This window comes from Hymenobacter sp. BT491, assembly GCF_014349165.1.
In the GTDB taxonomy this organism is placed as follows: Bacteria; Bacteroidota; Bacteroidia; order Cytophagales; family Hymenobacteraceae; genus Hymenobacter; species Hymenobacter jejuensis.
The window spans coordinates 530,904-545,938 of the sequence record NZ_JACSJJ010000002.1; the positions used below are offsets into that span (position 1 = coordinate 530,904).

15 protein-coding genes are annotated in these 15,035 nt (G+C 57.8%); 4 read left to right on the forward strand and 11 right to left on the reverse strand.

From position 1 onward, the window contains the following. Nucleotides 1-77: 77 nt before the first annotated feature. A complete protein-coding gene (locus H9I52_RS08055; protein WP_139516866.1) occupies nt 78-1,463 on the reverse strand; it encodes a DEAD/DEAH box helicase in 1,386 nt (461 codons plus the stop codon). Nucleotides 1,464-1,544: 81 nt separating this feature from the next. Then, nucleotides 1,545-2,486: a YihY/virulence factor BrkB family protein gene (locus H9I52_RS08060; protein ID WP_187453444.1), complete on the reverse strand. Its 942-nt coding sequence runs from the start codon at nt 2,484-2,486 to the stop codon at nt 1,545-1,547. A 98-nt stretch (nt 2,487-2,584) separates the two neighbouring features. Between H9I52_RS08060 and H9I52_RS08065 the strand changes: the two genes are divergently transcribed. After that, a complete protein-coding gene (locus H9I52_RS08065) occupies nt 2,585-3,106 on the forward strand; it encodes a DUF2062 domain-containing protein (protein WP_165699439.1) in 522 nt (173 codons plus the stop codon). A 102-nt stretch (nt 3,107-3,208) separates the two neighbouring features. On the opposite strand, the gene H9I52_RS08070 is transcribed toward H9I52_RS08065, so the two are convergent. The 5 genes from H9I52_RS08070 to H9I52_RS08090 all read right to left on the reverse strand — a co-directional run bounded on the left by H9I52_RS08070 (nt 3,209) and on the right by H9I52_RS08090 (nt 6,382). Beyond that, nucleotides 3,209-4,165, reverse strand: a complete 957-nt coding sequence (locus H9I52_RS08070) for an enhanced serine sensitivity protein SseB C-terminal domain-containing protein (RefSeq protein WP_187453445.1) — start codon at nt 4,163-4,165, stop codon at nt 3,209-3,211. A 73-nt stretch (nt 4,166-4,238) separates the two neighbouring features. Beyond that, entirely contained in the window at nt 4,239-4,658 is a 420-nt protein-coding gene (locus H9I52_RS08075; RefSeq protein WP_187453446.1) for a c-type cytochrome, read from the reverse strand. Further along, nucleotides 4,655-5,299 carry an SCO family protein gene (locus H9I52_RS08080; RefSeq protein WP_262385991.1) on the reverse strand — a complete coding sequence of 215 codons (645 nt, stop codon included), beginning with the start codon at nt 5,297-5,299 and terminating at the stop codon, nt 4,655-4,657. The genes H9I52_RS08075 and H9I52_RS08080 overlap by 4 nt, the downstream gene beginning before the upstream one ends. A gap of 44 nt (nt 5,300-5,343) precedes the next feature. Continuing rightward, nucleotides 5,344-5,781 (reverse strand): hypothetical protein, encoded by a 438-nt coding sequence (locus tag H9I52_RS08085; RefSeq protein ID WP_187453448.1) that lies wholly within the window; start codon nt 5,779-5,781, stop codon nt 5,344-5,346. A gap of 91 nt (nt 5,782-5,872) precedes the next feature. Then, complete coding sequence (locus tag H9I52_RS08090) at nt 5,873-6,382, reverse strand: DUF4112 domain-containing protein (RefSeq protein ID WP_187453449.1); 510 nt, start codon at nt 6,380-6,382, stop codon at nt 5,873-5,875. Between the two features lie 158 nt (nt 6,383-6,540). Here H9I52_RS08090 and H9I52_RS08095 point away from each other — a divergent pair, with 158 nt between their 5' ends. Beyond that, entirely contained in the window at nt 6,541-7,530 is a 990-nt protein-coding gene (locus H9I52_RS08095; RefSeq protein WP_187453450.1) for an aldo/keto reductase, read from the forward strand. A 76-nt stretch (nt 7,531-7,606) separates the two neighbouring features. On the opposite strand, the gene H9I52_RS08100 is transcribed toward H9I52_RS08095, so the two are convergent. Then, nucleotides 7,607-9,058, reverse strand: coding sequence for a diadenylate cyclase (locus H9I52_RS08100; RefSeq protein ID WP_139516875.1), 1,452 nt, complete (start codon nt 9,056-9,058; stop codon nt 7,607-7,609). Between the two features lie 223 nt (nt 9,059-9,281). On the opposite strand from H9I52_RS08100, the gene H9I52_RS08105 reads away from it, so the two are divergent. After that, entirely contained in the window at nt 9,282-9,530 is a 249-nt protein-coding gene (locus H9I52_RS08105; RefSeq protein WP_139516876.1) for a hypothetical protein, read from the forward strand. Between the two features lie 49 nt (nt 9,531-9,579). On the opposite strand, the gene H9I52_RS08110 is transcribed toward H9I52_RS08105, so the two are convergent. Next, nucleotides 9,580-10,911, reverse strand: coding sequence for a TIGR03862 family flavoprotein (locus H9I52_RS08110; RefSeq protein ID WP_187453451.1), 1,332 nt, complete (start codon nt 10,909-10,911; stop codon nt 9,580-9,582). A 42-nt stretch (nt 10,912-10,953) separates the two neighbouring features. Here H9I52_RS08110 and H9I52_RS08115 point away from each other — a divergent pair, with 42 nt between their 5' ends. Further along, nucleotides 10,954-12,144: a hypothetical protein gene (locus tag H9I52_RS08115; RefSeq protein ID WP_187453452.1), complete on the forward strand. Its 1,191-nt coding sequence runs from the start codon at nt 10,954-10,956 to the stop codon at nt 12,142-12,144. Nucleotides 12,145-12,195: 51 nt separating this feature from the next. Here the strand turns inward: H9I52_RS08115 and H9I52_RS08120 are convergent, their stop codons facing one another. Further along, nucleotides 12,196-13,974 (reverse strand): chloride channel protein, encoded by a 1,779-nt coding sequence (locus H9I52_RS08120; RefSeq protein WP_187453453.1) that lies wholly within the window; start codon nt 13,972-13,974, stop codon nt 12,196-12,198. Between the two features lie 126 nt (nt 13,975-14,100). Continuing rightward, nucleotides 14,101-14,928, reverse strand: coding sequence for a mechanosensitive ion channel family protein (locus H9I52_RS08125; protein ID WP_187453454.1), 828 nt, complete (start codon nt 14,926-14,928; stop codon nt 14,101-14,103). Nucleotides 14,929-15,035 lie beyond the last annotated feature (107 nt).

A 15,035-nucleotide genomic window follows, 5' to 3' on the forward strand; every position in this document is an offset into this window, starting at 1 on the left:
CTGCGCCAGCGGTTCTGGCTACAAATAAATAGAAGATGCCTATCCGTAAGCTTCAGGTAATTAAATATTTATCGTGGTTATTCAACTAAGGATACGCGGATTTTGCGGCCTTTGATTTTGGCCCCGGTGACGCGCTGGGCAACGTCAGTAGCTTGCTCGCGCGGCACGGCCACGTAGCTGTAATGGTCGAATACTTCGATGTGGCCGACCGCTTCGCGCTCCAGTCCGCCGTGCGCTACAAAAGTGCCCACCAAGTCGTGCGCGCTCACTTTGTCGCGGCGGCCGGCCGATACGTGCAGCGTGGCACTGGTGGGGCGGGGGGCTTTGGGTGCGGCGGGCGGCAAAGCAGGCGCGTGCATAGCTTTCCACTGAATTGTCTCAGCCACAGGCCATTTCTGAACGTGCTCTTGCTCTTTGGGGGTGGTAAGGATGTGTGCAGTACCCACGGCACCTGCGCGAGCGGTGCGGCCGGCGCGGTGTTGGAAGGCATCAGCTTTGTCCGGTGACTCGTACTGCACGACCGTATCGAGGGCCGTAACGTCGAGGCCGCGGGCGGCTACGTCGGTGGCTACTAATACCTGCGAGGAGCCGTTGCGCAACTTCATGAGGGCTTTGTCGCGCTCGGGTTGGGGCATTTTGCCATGCAGCACCTCGGCCGCAACTCCGCGGCCAACCAGGAAGCGAGCCAACTCTACGCAGCGTTCGCGGGTGTTGCAAAAGATGAGGGCGCGACCGGTTTCGGGCTTTTGGAGCAGGTGCAACAGGGCAGCCGGCTTCTTCTCAATGGGGCCTACATGGCCGAGCAGCGTCAGGTTTTCGGGTAGGTTGCCGCCTTCTTCTTCGCCCGCCGATACCACGCGCGGACGCGTTAGGTTGGCGCGAATCAGGGCCAGTACTTTGTCCGACATCGTGGCCGAGAATAGCAGTGTCTGACGGCGGCGGGGCAGGCGTTTCACGATCTCTACCAACTCGTCCTGAAAGCCCAGTTCCAGAAGCTTGTCGGCTTCGTCTAAAATCAGGACTTTCAACTGGTTCGGGACAATCGTGCGGCGCTCGAAGTGGTCGAGCAAGCGGCCCGGAGTGGCTACCACGACGTGCGGTGGTTGCTTCAGGGCCACCGTTTCATCACGGAAGGCATGGCCTCCGTAGAAGGCCACCACTCGGAGGTTTGGTAGGTATTTGCCCAGTTTTTTCAGGGCGTCGCGTACTTGCAGGGCCAGTTCGCGGGCCGGCACCAACACGATCACCTGAACGGCATCGGTCTTGATATCAAGCTGTTGCAGAATGGAAAGCCCGTAGGCCGCCGTTTTGCCAGAACCCGTGGGCGCCTGCCCGGCCACATCTTGCCCGGCCAAGGCCAACGGCACGACTTGCTCCTGCACAGGCGTAGGAGCGGTGAAGTTTAATTCTTCGAGCGCCTGAAGAAGATAAGGGGCAAGACCGAGGTCGGAAAAAGAGGGCATAGGGCTGACTTATTTCCGCAAAGGTACTGCGCCTTCGCGTGGAAATTGGTTTTGGCCCTGCCGCGAACGGATAAGCAGCCGTTATTCGGCTTCGTTGATGTTGACGAGGCGGTAGCGAACGGCCATTTTTTTGGGTTTAATGTCCATTCCTACGTAGTGGGCATACACTTTCGTGAAAGCGGCACCGAAGTAGAAAATCATGGCGCAATAAAACACAAACAGAAGCACGAGCACGATGCTGGAAGCGTGCCCGTAGATCGGGCCCAGATTACGGGGAACCAGCAAGTACCCCAGCAGAAACTCACCCAAATCAATCATGACCGCCGTCAGGACGGCGCCGCGCAACACGGCTCGCCACGGCACTTTGGCGTTGCTGAGGTTACGAAACGTGATGGCAAACCAGACGGCCAGGATCAGGAGCGAAGTAATCTGGTTGAGGCCCTGGATGACGAAATAGCCGAATGTCGGATCGAAATCTTTGATATAATCCGAAAGAAATGAGAGAGCGGCGTCGGTCAGAAAAGCCAGAATGGACAGGACGCCCGTACTCAGCAGCTGGCCCAACGACCGCGACCGTTCGGAGAGAATTTTGTGAAAGCGGCCCTCCAGCTTAGTAGTCCGGATTTGCCAGAGCTGATTCAGCGAATTCTGGATGACCACAAATAAGGTAGTGGACACGAAAAGCAGGAAAGCAAAGCCCCCCCACGTCACGAGGCGGCTGCGCTGGCCGTTGGTGACGTTGGTCAGAATCTGCTCTACAAGCTCAGCGGCCGAGGTACCCAGCAAAGAAGATAACTTGTTGAGCAACAAGGTTCTAACTATTGAAGTAGAATAGAGCGATCCCATCACCTGAATTAAGATGATGAGGATGGGCGGCAGGGCAAACGTGGTAAAAAAAGCGGTAGCCGCGCCCAACCGCAACGGGTCGTTGGCCGCCAGCTCGCTCGCGGCGCGGCGCAGCAGCAGGAAGAAATCAGTCCAGTCCTTTGGCCGTGGCTGGCCTGGCTCGCGTACTTTTGTCATCGATCTCGCGTAATGTCGGCAATGTGCCGGCCGGGCGCGCGGGTTGCGAAGTTACTATTCCGGCGTCGCATCATTTCGTTTATACTTTCAAAAACCGCTTGATTTTGATAGCCCCGCCTTCTTCCTCTACTCCCCCGGTAAAGCGTAGCAGCTGGATGCGGCGGCAAATCGCGGACCCACTGCTGAATTTGCTCAAGCAGGGGCTGTCGCCCGCGCAACTTTCTCTTACTGTGGCCATTGGCGTAGGCTGCGGACTGGTGCCCTTGCTGGGCGTAACAACTGTTATGGGTTCCTTTTTGGCGCTGCGGTTGCGCCTGAACGTAGCGGCCATGTTGCTGGTAGCCCACCTGATGAGCCCGCTGCAACTGCTGCTGCTCATTCCGCTGCTGCAATGGGGTGCCAAACTACTGGGCAATTCGCAAGCCGCCGAGCTGACCCTAGACAAAGTGCGCTACCTGCTGTCGCATGATTTGGGTGCTGCCTGGAGCCTGCTGTGGCGGGCCGAACTGGGCGCGCTCCTGCTCTGGGCCGCCGCGATGGTGCCGCTGGTTACCGGGCTTTATTTTGGCCTGCGACCCGTGTTTCGCCACGTTGCAGCCCGGCAAAAAGCGGCGCAATAAGTGGTTTTGTTGCAGTAAAAAAGCTCCTGCCAAGCCGCAACTCCAAAGAAACTCTCCAGGGATTCGGCTCAGCAGAAGCTTTCTCAAAAAAGGAAACGTACTCTACACTTCTGCCCGTTGGTAGAACGGTTCTATTTGCGTAAAGTATTGAACGATAGGCTCTTGCGAAGCCGGGTCGAGTAGCATCATATCCACGGCCATCTCCTTCTGCTGCAAGCCAGCTTGAATGACCGGACCAAGCTCTTCTAAGAAGGCTGGGTCGCTGTTGTCGGAGCGGAAGGCGAGCAACAGACGCGGAGCCTCAGGCGCGTTCTGCACAATCATCTGGGTGAGGTAGGCCGCCTGAAGCGGCGGGTGAGCCGCGCAGAACTCGCTGAGCCCCCTAATCAGTTCGGAAAGGTCTTCAGTAGGTGGCCCCAAGATCACCTGCATGCCTTGTGGTTCTGCTGGTTGCCCGTCGTGGCCCTGGAAGATGCGGCCGCTCAGCATATCCGCTATCTCGTCGGCCTGCAACAGCTTGCCCACCGTCGAGAAGGGGTTGAGCGCAAACTCAGCACCCTGGGCCATCGAAAACAAATCGTGGCCGCGCAGGCGCAGGAAGGGCACTTGTTCCTTCACGACCTCGGCGTCAAAAATGCGGTCCTGCGAAGTGAAAACGGGCAATTTGCCATCGTTGAGCACCTGCAACTGAATCTCCGTACCCGCCTCGATTTGCTGTTCGCCCGCATCGAAGCCTTCTTTCGGAATGGTCAGCACCAACAGATCTTCTTCCAACAGGGCGTGGTAAAACGCAAGTCGCGAAGCCGCATCGTTGGTAGCAGCCGCTTGCAGCAGCACTTCCTCGAGCCGGTTGGTGGGCTGAAAGGGCGGCGGTGGCGCGGGCATGGGTGGAGGCGGTGGCAAAGAGGGGGAAGCCGCCGGAGCCGGCATGGTGTAGTTGGCGCCCTTATAGCGCGGCCCGGAAGCGGGCGCCGAAGGGGTAGGCGTAGACGACGGAGCCGGGGTGGCCGGCGCTTCAGTCGGTTGTTTCTTGGATTTCAGGAAGTCGAAAAGACCCATTGCGAAAAAGAGAATAAAAAATTAGTAGTGCCAAACTAGGCATTTCGGCCCAAATTGACCCCATCCGAATCAGCTATTGGCCGTCGCTGCCGTTGCAGGCACCTAGCTGCTGCGAAACCTCCCGAATGGTGTAGACTTCGCCTTTATTGCCCCAGGCCGTCTGGATGTAATTGAGGATGTTGGTAATCTGCGAATCGGTAAGGGGTTCATTACCAGGCATTACCTGATTGTAGTCGACGCCGTTGACAATCATCTGTCCTTTGTAACCGCGCCGAATCAGGCAGGGAAGCTCGGCACGGTGTTGCTTCAAGTAATCGGCGCCGGCCAAGGGCGGAATCAGGCGGCGCAAACCCTGGCCCTGCTCGCCGTGGCAGTTGGCGCAGGTTTGTTTGTAGAGGCGGGCTCCTTCGTTCTTACGTTCTGTAAAACAGCCCGTTGCCAGTACCCCCAACAACACGGCAGTGCCGCCCAAACGCAGCCACCGCGAAATCATTTAGCCTTCTTGGAGGCTTCCACCTCTTGCAGCAGAATGGGCAACTCTTGAATCAGGCGGTCGACTTCGGCCGGCACCATGCCGTCGTAGAGGCCGCGCACGTGGCGCTCCGGATCGACGAGGGCGAAGGTGCCGTTGTGCGCAAAGCCGCCTGCCGCCTGCTTGTCGCGCATGGCGCCGGTCATGTAAGCGCGGGCCAAGTTGAAAATGGTATCGTGCGGAGCCGTGGCAAAGTGCCAGCGCGAGGCATCTTTCACGCCTAGCCGCTCGGCATAATCGCGCAGCACCGGAATGGAATCGTGCTCAGGGTCAATGGTATGCGAGAGAAAAACTACGCGCGGGTCGCCTTTGTATTTCTCGTACACGCGCAGCATTTCGCTTTGCATTTTGGGGCAAATGCTAGGGCAGGTCGCAAAGAAAAAATCGGTCACGTAGACCTTGCCCCGAAACGTGTCGTTGGTGACGGTTTTGCCGGCTTGGTCGGTGAGCGTAAAGTTGGGAATGGTCGCGTACACTGTGTCCGCCGCGCCGCCATCGGCGCGGGGCTTCACCTCGCGTTCGCCGATGTAAGGAAGCTGATTAGCGGCAGCATCGGCCGTATTTTTCTCCGAGCAGGCCGGCAATAAGAATGCGCTGCTCAAAGATAAAGTGCTTATTATTAAATACTTATACAATAAGATGGATTTCATTGAGCGGAGGGTTTTGCGGTGGTCTCGACCTGCTTCAAAACTAGTTGGGCCGAGTCGATGCTGGCGCGCATGACGCGGGCAACGGAGTCAATTTTGGTGTGCTGTGCCTCGAAGTATTTCATCTTCGACTCGTGCGCTACGGTGTCGGCGGGCTTGCGGTATTGGTGCATCCAACCCATCATGGCCGCGTCGGCGGCCAACAGCGAGCGGCGGCGCTGGCTCACAACGGCCATGTACGATACCGGTGCTTTCTGGAGCTGCTGACGGAGCGTGTAGAGCTGGTCCATCTGGGCCATCAGTTCGTCGTGCTTGGCTAGCACCGATTTTTCGGCTTCTTCCTCTTTTTGCTCGTCGCTCTGGAGCGAAAGGCAGCCAGGCATCGCAGCAATCAGAAGCAGGAAGAAGGGTAGGGTAAGGAGGCGGGAAACTTTCACGGCGCAAAGGTAGCACGGCAGCAATCGCGATACCGTAACAGCACCCAGAACAATTATGCGGGTGCCGTTGTGCCCTGCTACTCAGCTAAATCTATTGCCAATGTTGCTGCCCGTAGTGCACCATCCAGACGCCCAATGTCCATAGCCCCCAAATCAGCAGCCCGAAGAATGCCACAAAGCCCACTAACACCAACGCCATCAGGCCTTTACCACTGCCTTGGTGCCGGCCTTCGGCGTAATGCCGACGCAGCAGCGCCACATTACGGTCGTTGCTTTTGTAGGCGAAGTCGAAGATATTGCCTAAGATGGGAACAGCGCCTATGATGGTGTCAATCAGTACGTTGAGGAGCATGCGCACGACCACGCTGCCGCTGGCGCCGTGCCGCATCATGGTCAGGATGAGCGCCCCGGAAACGGCAAACGTCGACAAGTCGCCAACGATGGGAATCAGCCCCAATATCGGGTCGAGGCCGAAGCGAAAGGACGTGCCGGGCAGCTGAAACTGGCTGTCCATGAGGCGGGCAACGCGTTCTACCCAGCGCAGCCGCTCGTCGGCATCGAAGGAAGGAGTACGGAGTACGGGTTGGGGGCGGACGGGCATAGGGAATGGGTTTGTCCTTTAACGGAAACGAGTGCTGAAGGGTGAAAGACAGCGATTTGAGAAGGTCAACTGGCTTACGAGGCCAAGTCGGCGCAACTAATACGGCTGCTGTCGGTTATTCTGGCTTCCGACCTTCCACCAAAAAACTACTCATCCCTATGGAAACTCGCACCTTGGGCCGCAACGGCTTACAAGTATCGGCCCTCGGCTTAGGCTGCATGGGCATGTCCGATTTTTACAGCGGCCGCGACGACGCGGAAAGCACCCGCACGTTGCAGCGCGCCCTGGATCTGGGCATCACTTTCTTCGACACGGCCGACATGTACGGGCCCTTCAAAAACGAAGAGCTCGTCGGGAAGGCGTTTCAGGGCAAACGCGATAAGGTGGTCATTGCCACGAAGTTCGGCATCGTGCGCGACCCCAACGACCCGAACGTGCGCGGCATCAACGGCCGTCCCGAATACGTGAAGCAAGCCTGTGAAAACAGCCTGCGCCGCCTCGGCACCGACTACATCGACCTTTACTACCAGCACCGCGTCGACCCCAACACGCCCATCGAAGAAACGGTTGGTGCGCTGTCTGAGCTAGTGAAAGAGGGCAAAGTGCGGCACATCGGGCTATCGGAAGCCGCCCCCGATACCATCCGCCGGGCGCATGCGGTGCATCCCATTGCCGCGTTGCAAAGCGAATACTCGCTTTGGAGCCGCGATCCCGAAGACGGTGCCCTGCAAACTTGCCGTGAACTGGGTATCGGCTTTGTGCCTTACAGCCCGCTGGGCCGCGGATTTCTGACGGGCCAAATCCAAAAGTTTGAAGATCTGGCTCCCGACGATTACCGGCGTTTTACCCCGCGGTTTCAGGGCGAAAATTTCCAGCGCAACCTCGATCTGGTGGCCAGCATTAAGCAGTTAGCCGAGCAAAAAGGCTGCACACCTGGCCAGTTAGCGTTGGCCTGGGTGCTGGCGCAAGGCAATGACATCGTGCCTATTCCGGGTACGAAACGGGTAAGCTATCTAGAGGAAAATGTAGGCGCCCTCGACGTAAAACTGACTCCTGAAGAGCTGCACCGCATCGACGAAATCGCGCCGAAAGGTGCCGCAGCGGGTACCCGCTACCCGGAAGCTATGATGAACTCGGTAAACGGGTAACCTCAGCCACATAAAAAAGCCCCGCCTCAGTTGAGGCGGGGCTTTTTTATGTATTGTATAATTAATTGATAATCAATTACTTGCGAACGGGCGGCAGAAGATCAATCAAGCCGTCCTCGCTGACGACTACCGCCAGACAAGCGTAGCGGCTGCTTTCCACATAACGCAGGGCCGAATTATAGCGCGAGCCGCGGGAAGAATCGCCTTTTTCGGTCGCTAAGCCGTCCAGAATGACGCCGATGGCATAGCAAACGCCGGAAGGCTCGATAAGGACGGCACCGTCGATGTTGGTGACCAGACGGAGCACGGTGGGCGTCATCAGGCGCGGCGAAACGCGGAAGCTTTGCCGCGTTAGGCGAACGGCCTCTTTAGCCGCCCCTTCCGAAATGACGAGGATGGTGCCGTTGGTCTGGGAAGTGGCCTTTTGCGTGAGTTGCCAGAGATAGGAGATGCCGGCTTCGTCCACCGAAGGAAACACCCGCTTTACGGCGCGGGCGAAGTTTTCGGCGTCGATGGTGCCCTGCGGCAAACGCGGCGTATTCGACACGACCTTCATCATCAGGTTGCGGTCGTGGCTCAGTTCCCAGCTGTAGTGTTTCGTGAAATGCACCGTAAACACCGGCTCGTACTGCGGGTCGTCGGGCTCGACTAGGTAGCCCAAGCCAAATACGTCGGTGGCGTCGGTGATCAGGGAAGTGCGGTCCTCGCTGAGTTCGAGCAGCTTCCGGATGGAACGGTGGTCGCGTAGCGGAATCGGGTTTTCCAACGTCAGCACAGGCACCACCGCCGGGTGGTGGCGCCTGACTACCAACATAGTACCTACACCTTCGTCGCCCTCGTGGCGCAGCGCGGCCACGCCGTTGCAAGCATCGTAGAGGCCGTGCGTGCCCGCGGCCACACGCAGCATAAAGCGTCGGCCCGCGGCACGGAGCACTTCGTTGTAGTCGCGGTCGAGTACGGGGTGGTCTTCGTCGTCGGTATCCGATTCGCGCAGGGCGCGGGCACAATCCTGCAAAAATTCCTGCACCGCCGCCGCCAGCAGCGACGAGGCCCGCGGCCCACTCACCACCGGCAGGTGATAGTAGCTGCTCAATGTTTCGGTCGACAGCTGCAACACCACCAGCACCAGGTAGCCGTGCACACTCACCGGCAAGGAGCAGAAGGTAAGGCGGTCTTCGTTGCGCTCAATGGCCTTTTCCCGCAGTGTAGTTTCGGTGGCGCGGCGCAGCAACTCGTACCAGCGAAGTTTTTCGAAGCGGTCGTGGTCGCCGGGGTGCAGGTGGTACACTACCTCGCGGGGGCCATCGGCTTCGAGGGCCGCGGCGCGCAACTTTACATCGGCAAAATCGGCGGGCGAATAGCGGTGTTTTTGGGGCTCTACTACCACGGCCATGGGCTCGTCGCCTTCTTTGGCCGAGGCGAAGCCCAACAAGAGCACTTCAGGCTTTAGATTGCGATCAAGTAGATTGAAAACGCCTTCGGCAAATAACTGGGCCGTGACGCGAAACAGACTCTGGTGTTCCCACATAGGGGTATGGGTCGGGCGGAAAAACGGTGGGGCAGGTGCGGTTTGAGAAATACGTGAAAAAGCACCAGACGTTAACAAATTCTACCGCAACATTTCGGCCAGTCTCGTATAACATCTGAAGGCGGCGCAGGTTATTGTGCCGGAAAGGCGACGAATCGAGTTGTGAAACGTCCTGGTCTCGTGTATCTTCGGAGAATAAGTTGCCCGCGCAAACGCCGCTGTCATGTTTGTCGATTTACTGTTTGGGTTCGTATGCGCACTGTCGTTTCTGCCGCTCACCACGGGCTACTGTGCGTATAGCTATGGGCGCTCGTTTTGGCTGTGGTTTGCGCTGGGCTGCGTGCTGCCTATCTTCTCTTTCTTCATTCTGTTTGCCCTTATTTGCCGCAAACAGCTGAACCCCGGCGAACAATTGCTGGAAGAAGCCAAACGCATTCTGGCCGCCGCCGAGATAAACAGAATCGAAAAGTAAATTTCTGATAATCAATTGCTAAGCCGATCCGCTGATGAAGCCGATCGGCTTATTGTTGTTGCGTCAGCCAACGATGCACGCCGCGCGCGACCCACGCGCCGGTGCTAAAGCAGCCCTGAAGCAGGTAGCCACCCGTTGGGGCTTCCCAATCGAGCATTTCGCCGGCCACAAAGGTACCGGGCCGGCGCCGCAGCATCAGGTGCTCATCAACTTCCTCCCACGCCACGCCGCCGGCCGTTGAAATGGCTTCATCCAGGGGGCGGAGCGACGTAACCGGGAGCGGCACTTGCCGCAGCCGCCGCGCCAAGGCTTCGGGCGTGGCCAGCGCTTCGGCTGGCGCTACTTCGCGCAGCAGCGTCAGGACGGGGGCAGCCAGGCGCAGCGTTTGTTGCAGAAAAGTAGCCAGCGACTTGCCGCCACGGGGTTTGCGCAGCTTCTCAAGAAGTTGTGCATCAGATAGATCTGGCTTCAAATCCAGTACCAGCTGCGCGGTTGAGTTGTGGGCCAGGGCTGCACGCAACGCCGGCGTAAGGGCATACACCGGCGTGCCTTCTACACCGTAGTCCGTGAGCAAAAGCTCGCCCCGGGCCGCATCGGTGCCACAACGCAGGGCAATGTTCTTGAGCGGTGCCCGCCCTACCTTCTCCCGGAAAAAGGCCGACCACGGCACTTCTGCCCCGCAATTGGAAGGTGCAAACGCAACGCACTGGATACCAATGTGTTCTAAGATGCTGGCCCAGCGCCCATCGGAGCCGGTTTTGGCCCAACTAGCGCCGCCCAGTGCCAGTACCGTTGCGGCAGCTTGGGTTTCCATCTCGCGTCCGGTGGCTTCGTCGCGGAGCAGCAGGCCGTTATTCGGTGTAAACCCCAGCCAACGGTGCTTTGTAAATAGCTGAACATTAAGCTGTTGCAAACGCTCCACCCAAGCCCGCAAGAGCTGCGCGGGCTTGTGCTCTTCGGTAGGGAAAATGCGCCCACTAGTGCCCACAAACGTATTGATGCCCAATGCCGCAGCCCATTGGCGCAAGTCATTGGGAGAGAAATAGTTGAGATACTCAGCAAACTGTGTTCGTTGCAAGCCGTAGCGCGGCGCAAAGTCAGGCAGCGGTTCGCTGTTGGTCAGGTTGAAGCCGCCGTGGCCGGCCACCAAAAACTTACGGCCCACAGTAGCTTGAGCTTCGTAAAGCGTTACTTGGTGGCCGGCTTCGGCCAGCCGCTCAGCCGCCAGCAGCCCCGCCGGACCGCCCCCAATCACGACAACAGAAGCAGAAAGAGAAGTGGACAACACGCCGCAAAGTAAGCTGATTTTGCTCGGCCAAGTGAAGCCAAAACGGGCTGAGGATTTGGGTGCGTCCGGCCGCAACTCGGCGGTATAACCCATTCGCCCGTATAGTTTTCGAATCGTTACCTCAAACTCTAGCGCATGGGTCCGTATTCCATCCTGATAGGCCTGAGTATCGCCGTCATCCTGTCGTACCTGTTTGATTTGGCGGCGCGGGCCACCAAAATTCCGTCGGTGCTTATGCTGCTGCTCACCGGCATTGCCCTGCGCCAAGCCGCCGAATACGCTGATTTTTCCTTCACCATTCCCCAGGTCGTGCTGGAGTTGTTCGGGATTATCGGGTTGATCATGATCGTATTAGAAGAGTCACTGAACCTGAAACTCTCCCGCGACAAAGGCGCATTGGTGCGGCGCTCGTTTTTTGCGGCGGCCTTCATTTTGCTGGTGCAGTCGGTGGCCATTGCCCTGCTGCTGGAAGCTTATGTAGGCGCTTCGTTTCAAAGCTGCCTCGTGAATGCCGTGCCGCTGGCCGTGATTAGCAGTGCCGTTGCGATTCCGAGCGTGGCAAACTTACAAGGTGAGAAACAGGAGTTTATCATTTACGAAAGCACGTTTTCCGACATTCTGGGAATCATGTTTTTCAACTTTGCGCTCCAGGAGAATTTCGCCCAGGGTACGTCGATCGTGACGTTCTCCCGCAACGTGATCGCCATCCTGCTGGTGGCCGTGGTGAGTACGGCCGTATTGGCCTTTCTGCTCGATCGTATTCGGCTGCATATCAAGTTCTTCCTGATTTTTGCGTTCCTGATTCTGATGTACAGCCTGTCGAAAGAGCTGCATCTGTCGTCGTTGCTGCTGGTGCTGGTATTTGGTTTGGCGGTCAACAACGCCCAGATGTTTCTGAAAGGCCCAAGACTGAAGCGCTGGTTTCGGCCCGAACGCCTGAGCGAGGAACTGCACCAGCTCAAAAGCATCACCGCCGAATCGGCGTTCCTGATCCGGACGTTCTTCTTTTTGCTGTTCGGCTACTCCATTACGCTGGGTAACCTCTTGAGTGGCAAGCTGTTGCTGCAAGGGCTGACGGTAGTAGCTGTCCTGACCGTGATTCGCTTTTTCTACCTGCGCTATATCGCCCGCACCGATCTCATTCCGGAGCTTTTTATTGCGCCTAAAGGCCTTATTACCATTTTGTTATACTACAGTATTCCGGCTACGCACAACATTGGCCAGATTAGCGAAAACATCCTGTTCGTCGTGATTTTGCTAACCGGTCTGATGATGATGGTGGGCCTGTTGATGACCCCCGGCGAGCCGGAGAGGGAGGAAGTATGACCGGCTGTCAGCGCCTAAGCTGATGTTTATAACTATTTGATTAACAAATAGTTACTCCGTTTCCTTCAGAAGCTGCCGCCGGTAATTGGCTAGGATAGTAGTTTTCAGAATAAAGCCGATGTAGCGGCCCTGATTGAGCACGGGCAGCGCCCAGGCATCTACCTGCTCCATGCAGCGCAGCGTGTCCAGCATGGTATCGTCGGTATTGACCACGGCGGGCGGCTCGCTCATCAGGTCGCGGACGCGCGTGGTTGTGTAGTGCTCGTCGTCGAAGAGGGCATCGCGCACCGTATCCAGGGTTACGATTCCGGCGAGGTGCCCGTCGTCATCAACCACTGGAAACAGGTTGCGCGTGGCGTGCCGGAAGACGGTCACCAAGTCGCCGAGGGTGCTGTCGGGGTGCACGGGCACAAAATCGGTTTGTACCAACGCCAGCAAATCGAGCTGCGAAAGCAGGCCGCGGTCGCGGTCGGCGTGCATGTACACGCCGCGCTTCACGAGTTTGCGGGTATAAACCGAATACGGCTCGAAGTAGCGCGTCACCAAGTACGAGCTGGATGCCACCACCATCAAGGGCACGAAAAGCGCGTAACCGCCGGTAATCTCCGCGATGAGGAAGATGGCCGTCAGTGGGGCGTGAATAACGCCCGCCAACATGCCGGCCATGCCCAGCACGATGAAATGCACTTCCGAAATCGGGTACACGCCGCTCATGTTAATCAGCCGGGCGTAAATGAAGCCGGCCAGCGCCCCCACAAATAACGACGAGCCAAACATGCCGCCATTGCCCCCCGAGCCCACCGTAATGGTGGTGGCCACCACCTTCAGCAACATACTGCCCACGGCCACCACCAGCACCAGCCAGATGCTCTCGTCGCGGTACACCGAAAACAGCGACCCATCGACGAGGTGTGAGGCTTGGCCGCTGAGCAACAGCTGCACGATATTGTAGCCTTCACCGTAAAGCGGCGGGAAAATAAACACCAGCAAGCCTAGCGCCAAGCCTCCCAGCAGCACCTTGCGGAAGTTGCCGTGCCAGCGTTCAAACAGCTTTTCGGCCGCGAAATACACCCGAATCATATATACCGAGAGCAGGGCCGTAAACAGGCCCAGCATAACGTAAAATGGGATGCCCTCGACCGGCCAGCTCGTGGTAATTAGCACGAACGGCTGCCCGGCGTACAGCGCCTTCGAGACCACGGTGGCCGTGGCCGAAGAAATCAATAAGGGAATAAAAAACGGCGCCGACAGCTCCGACAAAATCACTTCCACCGCAAACAGCACGCCCGCAATGGGGCTGTTGAAAATGGCCGCCACGCCCGCCGCCGCTCCACACCCCACCAGTAGACGCCGCTCGCGCCGCCCGATGCGCAGGATGCGCGCCAGGTTGGAGCCAATGGCAGAACCCGTTACCGAAATCGGGGCCTCCAAACCTGCCGAGCCTCCGAAAGTAACTGTGAGATAAGAGCTTATAAGCTGCGAATACAGCTTGCTGCGGGGTACCACGCTGCCTTGGCGGGCGATGTTATAAATAATAGGTCCAATGCCGCGGCTCAGGTTGCCGCCCAGAAAGTACTGCGTAAATAGCACCGAAAGCCCGATCCCGATGATTGGGTACAGGGAAAGCGTGAATACTCGGTATTGTTCTGGTACCCAAGTGTTTAGCAAGTCCTGGGTGTGGTGTACCGACGTTTTCAGCAGCACAGCGGCCAGGCCCGCCAGCAATCCCACCATGACGCTCAGGATGATCAGGTAGACCCGGTCGTTGATGTGCCGGAGGCGCCACAGCAGCAACGGGTTGAGCACACGGTGGAAGGTACGTCTGGGCATCGGGCGCGGAACAAGGACGCGTTATACCTGGGGCTTGGGCAAGCTTCTGCCGCTCAAGGTATAGCAATGAAGATGAAAGGCAAGTGAGCTACACCGCGCGGTCTGCAAAAAGCGTGCGAGGCAGGTTTACTGCACCGTAGCCGGCTGAGCAAAACCGGCTTCTAGCAGCTTGCTTCGGATCTCTTTCATCAGGTCGCTTTTGAGCTCAAGCACTTGCCGACGGTAGTCTTCCGAAAACGTCCAGAAATACACGCGCAGGTCGGCGGTGGTGCCGGTGCTTTTTTCGAGGGTGATGTAGTTGACGTGCTCCTCGGTGCTGGCGACATCCTTTTTACTATTGACATAGTTGATAATCAGGTCGATAGCCCGGTCGGGGTTGGGGTCGGGGCTGTAGTCGAGGCTCACCAGGAAATCCTGCCGGATGTAGCCGTCGCGGGTGAAGTTGACGAGCGGCTCGCGCAGCACCATGGCATTGGGCAGATAGATATGTTTGCCGTCGAACGTTTTGATAAGTGTGGTGCGCAGGTTAAGCGCCTCCACATGGCCCAGTAAGTCCTTGATTTGCACCGTGTCGTGGATGCGGAAGGGTCGGTTGAACGCCAGCACCACGCCCGCCAGAAAGTTTTCGGCTATGTCTTTCAGAGCGAAACCCACGATGAATGCCGAGAGGCCGGCGCCCGCCACCAGCCCCGTCACCACTCCCGACATGCCGATCACCTGCATGGCCAGCAGCACCCCAGCCAGCAACAGCACCCACTTGCTCAGGCGCGTCAGAAACTCGGCCAGCAATGCGTCGTGCGACTGTCGCTGGAGCCGCCGGCCCACCACCGTACTGATGCGGTTGGCAATAAATATCGTCAGCGATACTACTACTAAAGCAATTAACAGCTTGGGTGCCAGGTATAAAAACTGTTCCCAGTAATCAGAAAGTACGCGTTGCAAGTCGTGAACCATAGAGCAGGATAAGGTAAGCCACGGGCCCGCATACCACCCGCAAGCCCTTCGGAGCTAACGATGTACGCGCAAAAAGGGGCGAAGGGTTGAGCCATGAGCCAACCCTT